At 64.8% G+C, this 7,506-nt stretch carries 8 protein-coding genes and 1 other RNA gene; 4 read left to right on the top strand and 5 right to left on the bottom strand.

Going from position 1 to position 7,506, the window contains the following annotated elements:
* Together ssrA and Q0982_RS11910 are read left to right on the top strand one after the other, a co-directional pair.
* Positions 1 to 185, top strand: a transfer-messenger RNA (tmRNA) gene (ssrA, locus tag Q0982_RS11915); the annotation flags it as partial.
* Between the two features lie 240 nt (positions 186 to 425).
* Positions 426 to 1,007, top strand: coding sequence for an SspB family protein (locus Q0982_RS11910; protein WP_299395721.1), 582 nt, complete (start codon positions 426 to 428; stop codon positions 1,005 to 1,007).
* Positions 1,008 to 1,100: 93 nt separating this feature from the next.
* Here the strand turns inward: Q0982_RS11910 and Q0982_RS11905 are convergent, their stop codons facing one another.
* On the bottom strand, positions 1,101 to 1,337 hold the full coding sequence (locus tag Q0982_RS11905) for a hypothetical protein (RefSeq protein ID WP_299395718.1): 237 nt from the start codon (positions 1,335 to 1,337) through the stop codon (positions 1,101 to 1,103).
* Between the two features lie 146 nt (positions 1,338 to 1,483).
* Between Q0982_RS11905 and Q0982_RS11900 the strand changes: the two genes are divergently transcribed.
* Complete coding sequence (locus tag Q0982_RS11900; protein ID WP_299395716.1) at positions 1,484 to 2,131, top strand: alpha/beta fold hydrolase; 648 nt, start codon at positions 1,484 to 1,486, stop codon at positions 2,129 to 2,131.
* A gap of 55 nt (positions 2,132 to 2,186) precedes the next feature.
* Here Q0982_RS11900 and Q0982_RS11895 read toward each other — a convergent pair whose 3' ends face one another.
* The 3 genes from Q0982_RS11895 to Q0982_RS11885 all read right to left on the bottom strand — a co-directional run bounded on the left by Q0982_RS11895 (position 2,187) and on the right by Q0982_RS11885 (position 4,473).
* Positions 2,187 to 2,687 (bottom strand): VOC family protein, encoded by a 501-nt coding sequence (locus tag Q0982_RS11895; RefSeq protein ID WP_299395714.1) that lies wholly within the window; start codon positions 2,685 to 2,687, stop codon positions 2,187 to 2,189.
* Positions 2,688 to 2,757: 70 nt separating this feature from the next.
* Positions 2,758 to 3,237, bottom strand: a complete 480-nt coding sequence (locus Q0982_RS11890) for a VOC family protein (protein WP_299395712.1) — start codon at positions 3,235 to 3,237, stop codon at positions 2,758 to 2,760.
* Between the two features lie 288 nt (positions 3,238 to 3,525).
* Positions 3,526 to 4,473 (bottom strand): transporter, encoded by a 948-nt coding sequence (locus Q0982_RS11885; RefSeq protein ID WP_299395710.1) that lies wholly within the window; start codon positions 4,471 to 4,473, stop codon positions 3,526 to 3,528.
* A 333-nt stretch (positions 4,474 to 4,806) separates the two neighbouring features.
* On the opposite strand from Q0982_RS11885, the gene Q0982_RS11880 reads away from it, so the two are divergent.
* Entirely contained in the window at positions 4,807 to 5,526 is a 720-nt protein-coding gene (locus Q0982_RS11880) for a YafY family protein (RefSeq protein ID WP_299395707.1), read from the top strand.
* Positions 5,527 to 5,657: 131 nt separating this feature from the next.
* On the opposite strand, the gene Q0982_RS11875 is transcribed toward Q0982_RS11880, so the two are convergent.
* The gene (locus Q0982_RS11875; protein ID WP_299395706.1) at positions 5,658 to 7,085 is read right to left on the bottom strand and encodes a methyl-accepting chemotaxis protein; all 1,428 of its coding nucleotides are present in this window, start codon (positions 7,083 to 7,085) and stop codon (positions 5,658 to 5,660) included.
* Between the last annotated feature and the right edge of the window lie 421 nt (positions 7,086 to 7,506).

Below are 7,506 nucleotides of genomic sequence, written 5' to 3'. Positions count from 1 at the left end.
TGGTAAAGATGGGTTTGGTTCCCGGCATGGTACCGCCGTTATCGGGCCATACTATAGTTGCGAACGACAACTACAGTGAGGCACGCCTCGCCGCTTAATAGCGGTCGGGTTAGCCGACTTAAGCCCTAGGCCTTCACACGCCTAGGCGGGGTTCGGGGCGCACCTGGCAACAGAAGCGCCCCACTGGGGGCGCCAAAGGCAACAGAAGCGCCCCACTGGGGGCGCCAAAGGCAACAGAAGCGCCCCACCGGGGCGCCGAAGGCAACAGAAGCGCCCCACCGGGGCGCCGAAGGCAACAGAAGCACCCCACTCGGGGCGCCGGTACGGCACCGGAGCCCGGCCCGCAACCGTCCAGGCCGACGCTTTCGCGGCGCGGCGCAACAGACAAGAGGCGCAGCGGGTCAGCGTGCAGGGAGCGCGAAACCGTGGTGGAGGCTATGGCGAAAGAGGAATTGCGATACGACCGCATGGTCGAGGATGCCCTGCGCAGCGTCGTCAGACGGGCGCTGACGTACGTTTCGGAACACGGCTTGCCGGGCAACCATCACTTCTACATCACCTTTCGGACCGACCAGGACGGCGTGGAGATGCCCTCCACGCTCCGGGACCGCTATCCCGGGGAGATGACGATCGTTCTGCAGCATCAGTTCTGGGGCCTGGAGATCGCCGAGACGGAGTTCTCGGTGACGCTCAGCTTTGCGGACGTCCCGCACCGCCTGCTCGTTCCCTTCTCCTCGGTCACCGCCTTTGCCGATCCGTCGGTGCGCTTCGGCCTGCAGTTCGACGTGGACTCCGCTGCCGGCGGCATGGCGCCCCGTGAAGGCGGCTCGGCCGCCCAGGTGCTGGAGGGGGCGAAGTCCGGTCTCTCCGACCAGAGCGAGGGCTCCGAACAGCAGGACAGCGAGCCTGCGGAAACGGCGGAAGCGGACGGCGATACCGAAGGCAAGGACGAGACGGCCCCCGCCGCTGAAAAGGTCGTTACCCTCGACGCCTTTCGCAAGAAGTAGCGCCCAGAGCAGATCGGGGATTACAGAGCAGATCGGGATTTTGGGAACCGCCGGGTGAGCCGCCGGGGGTGATCCGGCGCCGTAAGGCCGTCCTCAGGCCGGGCGTTGCTTCTTCGCCTTTGCGGGATCCCAGGGCCGGACTTTCTTCTCCGAAGATTTGGCCCCCAGCTTGTCCGCAACAGAGGGCCGCCGCATCAGGCCGACGAACTCCTCGAAACGGCGCCTCAGCTCGCGCTTCTCCTCGAAGGTCATCTCATCCTCGGGGATCTGGCTGAGGTCACGGTGGCGGATGTCGTCTGCGTCTGCGGCCTCTTGCTTCGGGCGCTCCATGGCGGCCTCTCCAGCGGTTTGCGGTCGTTTTCCGGTCTTGCGGCACCGAAGCGGACAAGGCTTCAGTCCCTCTCTATCATTGCCGGGCTTGGTTAAGAGAGCGTTACGCCAGCGCCATTCCCCTGAAGCAATTCGGCCTAAAAAACATGAACGATCCCAAAGATGTAGCTGTCGAAGCCCCGCACTTCCTGAGCGACGGCCCGGCGGAGGCGGCCCTCACCTTCGCGTTCGCCCACGGCGCCGGCGCGCCGATGGACACCCCCTTCATGACCTTTTTCGCCGAAGGCCTGGCGGAGCGCGGCTGGCGGGTGCTGCGTTTCGAGTTTCCTTACATGGCCAGGCGCCGCGGCGACGGTAAGCGGCGTCCGCCCGACCGCGCCGCCCTGCTGCTCGCCACCTGGCAGGCGGTGATCGACCGGCTGGGTCCGGAGCGGCTGGTGATCGGCGGCAAGTCGATGGGCGGACGCATGGCCAGCCTGGTCGCCGGGACGGCCGGGGTGCGCGGTCTGGCCTGCCTCGGCTATCCCTTCCACCCGGCCGGCAAGCCGGAGCGCCTGCGCACCGATCACCTGGAAGAGCTCTCGCTGCCGACCCTCATTCTGCAGGGCAGCCGGGACGCCATGGGCAGCCGCGAGGAGGTGGGCGGCTACAGGCTTTCGGCCAGCATCGATCTTCACTGGGCCGAAGACGGTGATCATGACCTGAAACCGCGCAAAGCCAGCGGTCGCTCTGCCGAGCAGAACTGGCAGGAAGCCCTGCAGGCGCTGCATGCCTTCCTGCAGCGCCTGCAATAGAGCGCGCTCACGCGACCCCAATTGAGCGCGCTCACGCGACGGCAACTGAGCGCGCTTACGCGACGATGGAGGCGCTGGCCGGCGGCGGCAGGTGGACCAGCTCGAACTTCATCCCGTCCGGGTCGGCAAAGAACAGCGCGTAATAGCCCGGCTCGTAGTCGTATTCCGCCGGCGGATCGAGGATCTCGATCCCCTGGCCGCGCAGAAAGTCGTGGCAGCGGTCCACCGTCTCCCGGCTGTCGGCATTGAAGGCGAAGTGATGAAAGCCGGGTGCATAGCGCTCCGGCTTGCGTCCGGCATGCTCGGGCCAGGCCTGCCAGAGATTGACCGCACAGCCGCTGGCCGCGAGCCAGACCGACATCTCCGCAGTCTGGTGGATCACCTCGTAGCCGAGAAAGCGCAGCAGCGGCGCATAAAAGCGTTCTGTCGAGTCCGCCAGATCGCTGACCGTGATGCCGATGTGGTTCATGGTGCCCAGCAGCGGTCCCGGTGCGGCGTTCTGCCCGCTGGCGCCCGTATCAGGCTCTCCTGTCTGCGCGGTGAGTGTTTCCGTCATCTGTTCAGCCTCTCGCTTCATCTCTGGTGTTCGGGTCCCTGAAATTCGGGAGTCCTGGGCAGACATGCCCTCAGCCGAGGGCGGGTTCGGCGAGGGCCAGAACCCGCTCGGCCGCGCTCTTGGCCAGCGGCTTGCCCGGGTCGCGGTACTGCGCGGCGTAGTCCGCGGTCGGTTCGGTCGCGGTGTAGAAATCCAGGACAATCCCGTTGGGGTCCTGGATCGCGAAGTGGCGCTGTCCCCAGGGTTCGTCCCGCAGCGCGATTTCAATCTCGAACCCACGCCGCAGCAGGTCGTCATGTACGCTGTCAACCTCGGCCACCTCGACCCCGAGGAACAGGCCCTTGCCGTCGAAGCGGGAGCGGAACAGCGGATGCTGGTTCGCCTGGCCCGGCCGCATGAAGGCCAGCTGCAGGGTTGGGTTGGCCGGCCAGACGAGGTGGACGTACCACTCGCCTTCAAAGGCGTAGGTGAACTGCAGCGCGCGGTAGAAGGTCTTGGTTTCGGCGAAGCGGTCCGTGGTGATGATGGGATGCAGGCTGCTCATCCGCATGGCGGCGCGTCTCCATGGCTCGGGGGCTTGTATTCGGGCTTTGTTCTCGCCCCCTTTGTAGCAAAGCCGTCCTGACAACATGCTGTCAGCATCAAGCGCGGAGACAGCCTTTCAAGCGCAGCGCCGGTTGATCGGGCACCGGTTCAAAAGCCGGAGAAACAGGGTCGCGTCGCCGAGATCCGGCCGGGGCCGGCGACCGCCCTGTAGGAACGCAGAGCAGGGCCAGCCCAGGCCAGTCAGCAATCGGCGCGACCGCCCCACAGGGCCGGCGCGCCGATCGGTGCGTGGTCAGAAATGCGCCACGAGGTCGAAGTAGACCCGATAGTCGAAGATGGTGTCGTCCTTGTCGGTGATCGGCGTCTCCGCGCCCAGGCCGAACTGGAAATGGTCGTTCAGCCGATAGCGGGCACCGCCGCCGATGGTGACGGTGGTATCGCGATCTTCACTGCCGAAGTTGAGGACGTCGACGCCGTCTAGGTCGCCCAGCGCCCCGGTCAACCGGTCGGCGTTGTTGAAGGCGGTGAAGCCATTCAACTCGACAATCGGAAAGAGCCCCGGCAGCACCTCATAGTCGGCATGCACGGAGTAGTGCAGGATCGAGGTGTCCTCATCCGGATCCAGCGCAAAATTAGCGCCGAAGCTGGCCTGCAACCCGAAGTCGCCGAAGGCGCGGGCTGCCGTGACGAAGGGATTGAGGAAACCGTCACCGTTGCCCTGCAGTTCGATGCCGCCCGTATCCAGGTCGTGGATCGGGATTTCGTAGCGCAGGCCCGCAGTCAGGATACCCTCGTTGACCGGGTCGGAGATGATCGCGTACTTGAACCCAAGCGCGATGTTCGCGAAGCCGTCGGTGTCCGGCAGGGTTTCATCGAAGTCGAAGTCGACGTAGCCGTCTTTGGTGGCGATGAACCCTAGCCGCTCGGTGATCGCCAGCCGGAGCTGGAGCGCCACCAGATTGACGTCGCCGCCATCGGTGACGAAGTCCTCCGGCAGGCGATGATAGAAGTAAACGGCCCGCGCCTCGGTGGTGATGTAAGGGGTCTCGTTGAAGATCGGATTGGTCAGCGGCGGAACGTAGCGGCTGTGGCGCCCCTCCCCCAGGGAACCCTTCAGGTCCAGACCGAGGAACCCGTCGCCGTTCTCCTCGGCGGCCAGCGGGCCGGCGAGGCCCAGCGACAGAACAAGGGCGGCAAAAGCGACGGCGTTTCTGGCACCCGTAAACACAGTTGGAAACATCATCCCCTCTTTTGTTGGTGGAATACGGGGATGCTTTATCCGCCTCTGTCCTGCCGGGCATTGACCTGGACCTGAATCCTAGGATGAAAAGCAGCGGCATATCGTCGCAAACCCCCGAATTCCGGGCCTTCGCAACCCAGGACCAGGGCCAAGGACAGGAGCCAGGGCGAGAATCAGACACCATCTGCGGGCCGTCCGGACATCAGCCAATGGTCCGCTGGGTCCGGGGTTTGGGGGTTCGTTTTTGCTCCAGTTCAGGCAGAGCCGGGGAAATCCTCCTGACAACATGCTGTCAGCATGGTTTTGTTAGGCTGTCTGTCAGGAGGAGACAGTATGCGCCGAGCAGACCGATTGTTTCAGATTGTTCAGGAGCTTCGCCGCCACAAGCTGGTGACGGCCCGGCGCCTGGCCGACACCCTTGAGGTGTCGGAGCGCACCATTTACCGCGACATCCGCGATCTGGTCGCTTCCGGCGTGCCGATCGAAGGGGAGGCAGGCGTCGGCTATGTGTTGCAGCGCGGCTTCGACCTGCCGCCGCTGATGTTCACGGAGGAGGAGATCGAGGCCCTGGTGCTGGGCGCGCGCATCATCGAATCCTGGGCCGATCCGGCGCTCGCCAAGGCGGCCGCCGATGTGGTGGCGAAGGTTCAGGCGGTCCTGCCCGAGAGCCTGCGTGAACAGGTCGACCGCACCCCCCTGGCCGCGCCCGCAGACCACATGGCGGCCCCCCTCAGCGTCGATGCCGCGGCCATTCGTGCGGCCCTGCGCAACCGCCGCAAGCTCTACTTCCACTACGTGACGGCCGAGGGCCGCCCCAGCGAGCGGGCGGTGCGGCCCCTGGCGCTGGCCTTCTACGGCCCGGTCTGGCTGCTGATCGCCTGGTGCGAACTGCGCGACGATTTCCGCGCCTTCCGGCTGGACCGCATGCACGAGATGACGGTGCTGGAAGAACGCTTCGCCGAAGAGCGGGGCAAGACCCTGCACGACTTCGTCGTGGCCGACCGCGCCCGCCAGCGCGACCGCCGTGCGGCCCCTGCGCCCTTGCCGGCCTGACGGTCGAGCCCGCCTAACTCCGGAAGCGAAAGAGGCCGGACCCAAGGGGCCCGGCCTCCGCCGCAGGAACCGGGGCGGCATGACATCCGCCCGGCGCACGTCGGAAAGATGCGCCCTGCGCTCCCCCCGCTTTAGGCTGCTTCCATGGTCTTCAGGAAGTCGGCGACATGTCCCTCCAGGGCTTCCGCCTGGCTGGACAGTTCTCCGGCCGCCTGCAGCACGTCCTTGGACATCCGCTCGGTCTCGCCGGTCGCCTGGGAGACCGCGGAGATGTTCTGGTTCACCTCTTGCGTGGCCGCACCCTGCTCCTCCACCGCCGAAGCGATGGTGGTGGTCACGGAGTTGATCTCCTCGATCGTCTTGGTGATTTCCGTGATGCCGGCCACGGCCGAGCCGGTGGCACCCTGGATCTCCCCGATCTGCTGGGCGATCTGCTCGGTCGCCTTGGCGGTCTGGTTGGCCAGGGCCTTCACCTCGCTCGCCACCACGGCAAAGCCCTTGCCGGCCTCGCCGGCGCGCGCCGCCTCGATGGTGGCGTTCAGAGCCAGCAGGTTGGTCTGCTCGGCGATGTCCTGGATCATGCTGACCACCGTTCCGATGCTCTCGGCTGAAGTCGCCAGGCCGTTGATCATCTTACTCGCTTCCTGGGCCGAGCTCACCGCCGACTGAGCGATCTCCGTCGAGTGGGTGATCTGGCGGGAAATCTCCGAGATCGAGCTGCTCAACTCCTCGGAGGCGGAGGCGACGGTGGAGGTGCGGGTCGAGGTCTCGTCCGCGGTTGCGGTCAGCGAGTTGGCCGAAGACTGCATCTCCGCCGAGGCCGCGGAGACCGCCGAGACCACGGAGGAGACGTTGTCGGCCAGGCGCACGTTCTGGGTCACCACCGACCAGCAGATCATCGGCGCCAGGTATTCGCCGTCGTCGCCCATGATGGCCGTAACCTGCAGGTCGAGCTTTTCTTCGCCCAGGGAGATGATCGCGCGATGCGGCAGGTTGCTGGGATCGGCCAGCAGGCCGCGCTGGTGGGCCGGGTTCTTGTGGAAGATGTCGATGCACTTGCCGTGCAGCTCTTCCGGCGGCACCGGCAGCAGGTTGCGCAGCGGCTTCAGGGTCTCGACGCTGGTCTTGTTGATATAGCTGATTTCAAGCGTGTCCTTGTCCGCCAGCATCACGTTGACGGGCATATCGTCCAGCATCTTCATCAGCTTCGCGGTCTCGCGTTCCTGCTTGACCTGCTGGGTCACCACGCTCCAGGTCAGCATCGGGCCGACGTAGGTCCCCTTTTCGTCGTAAAGCGCGGTCACCAACAGATCGAGCCACTCGCCGCCGACCGAAATCTTGGTCGAGAACGGCAGGTTGCCCGGATCCGAGAGAAGCTGACGCTGATGCGCCGGATTCTTGTGAAAGACATCGACTGACTGACCGACGATCTCCTCGGCAGGCACAGGCAAGGCGTGCTGAATGCCCTTCAGCGCTTCTATCGAAGAGCTGTTCGCGTAGGTGATCGTGAAGTCCTTGAGATCGCAGAGCATCACGCTGACCGGCATATTGTCGACCATCTGCTTGTGAATGCTGCTGCCGGAAGATCCCCCCGCGGAGGTCCCCTTCAACCATTTGATTGCCATAGCTCACCCGATTCTTTTAGCGACTGCTTAACTGTACGGTTTCTCTATGTAATCATATCATCCGTGTTGTTTTCGTTAATTCGCACTGCTATTCCGACGATACGATTTGGGAAAGCTGAGCTATTCTGAGTTGCAGATAATCAAAGCAGCCAAAGCCGCCGCTTCCACACCGGATCGAAGGAAGAAGCACAGCCTGCAGCGAGCCCGCGGGCCGCGCGCCAGTCTTGGGCCAGTTTTGGATGATTGGGCGAGCCGCTGAGCAGCTCTATCGCTCCGCCGCAGCAACCGGTCTCGGCAATCCGCCAGTGCGGCGGTCGTCGGCAAATCTCTGAAGCACTGGGCAACTGGCGAGGCC

Source organism: Pelagibius sp. (assembly GCF_028281305.1).
In the GTDB taxonomy this organism is placed as follows: Bacteria; Pseudomonadota; Alphaproteobacteria; order Kiloniellales; family Kiloniellaceae; genus Pelagibius.
The sequence above is the reverse complement of the archived record's forward strand: the minus strand, read 5'-3'. Positions and strand labels throughout refer to the sequence as shown.

Excerpts from the sequence above, each read along its gene's own strand:
- Q0982_RS11905 (WP_299395718.1), bottom strand. The coding sequence starts at position 1,337 with ATGGAGCGCCCGAAGCAAGAGGCCGCAGACGCAGACGACATCCGCCAC.
- Q0982_RS11900 (WP_299395716.1), top strand. The coding sequence starts at position 1,484 with ATGAACGATCCCAAAGATGTAGCTGTCGAAGCCCCGCACTTCCTGAGC.
- Q0982_RS11895 (WP_299395714.1), bottom strand. The coding sequence starts at position 2,687 with ATGACGGAAACACTCACCGCGCAGACAGGAGAGCCTGATACGGGCGCC.
- Q0982_RS11890 (WP_299395712.1), bottom strand. The coding sequence starts at position 3,237 with ATGCGGATGAGCAGCCTGCATCCCATCATCACCACGGACCGCTTCGCC.
- Q0982_RS11885 (WP_299395710.1), bottom strand. The coding sequence starts at position 4,473 with ATGTTTCCAACTGTGTTTACGGGTGCCAGAAACGCCGTCGCTTTTGCC.
- Q0982_RS11880 (WP_299395707.1), top strand. The coding sequence starts at position 4,807 with ATGCGCCGAGCAGACCGATTGTTTCAGATTGTTCAGGAGCTTCGCCGC.
- Q0982_RS11875 (WP_299395706.1), bottom strand. The coding sequence starts at position 7,085 with ATGGTCGACAATATGCCGGTCAGCGTGATGCTCTGCGATCTCAAGGAC.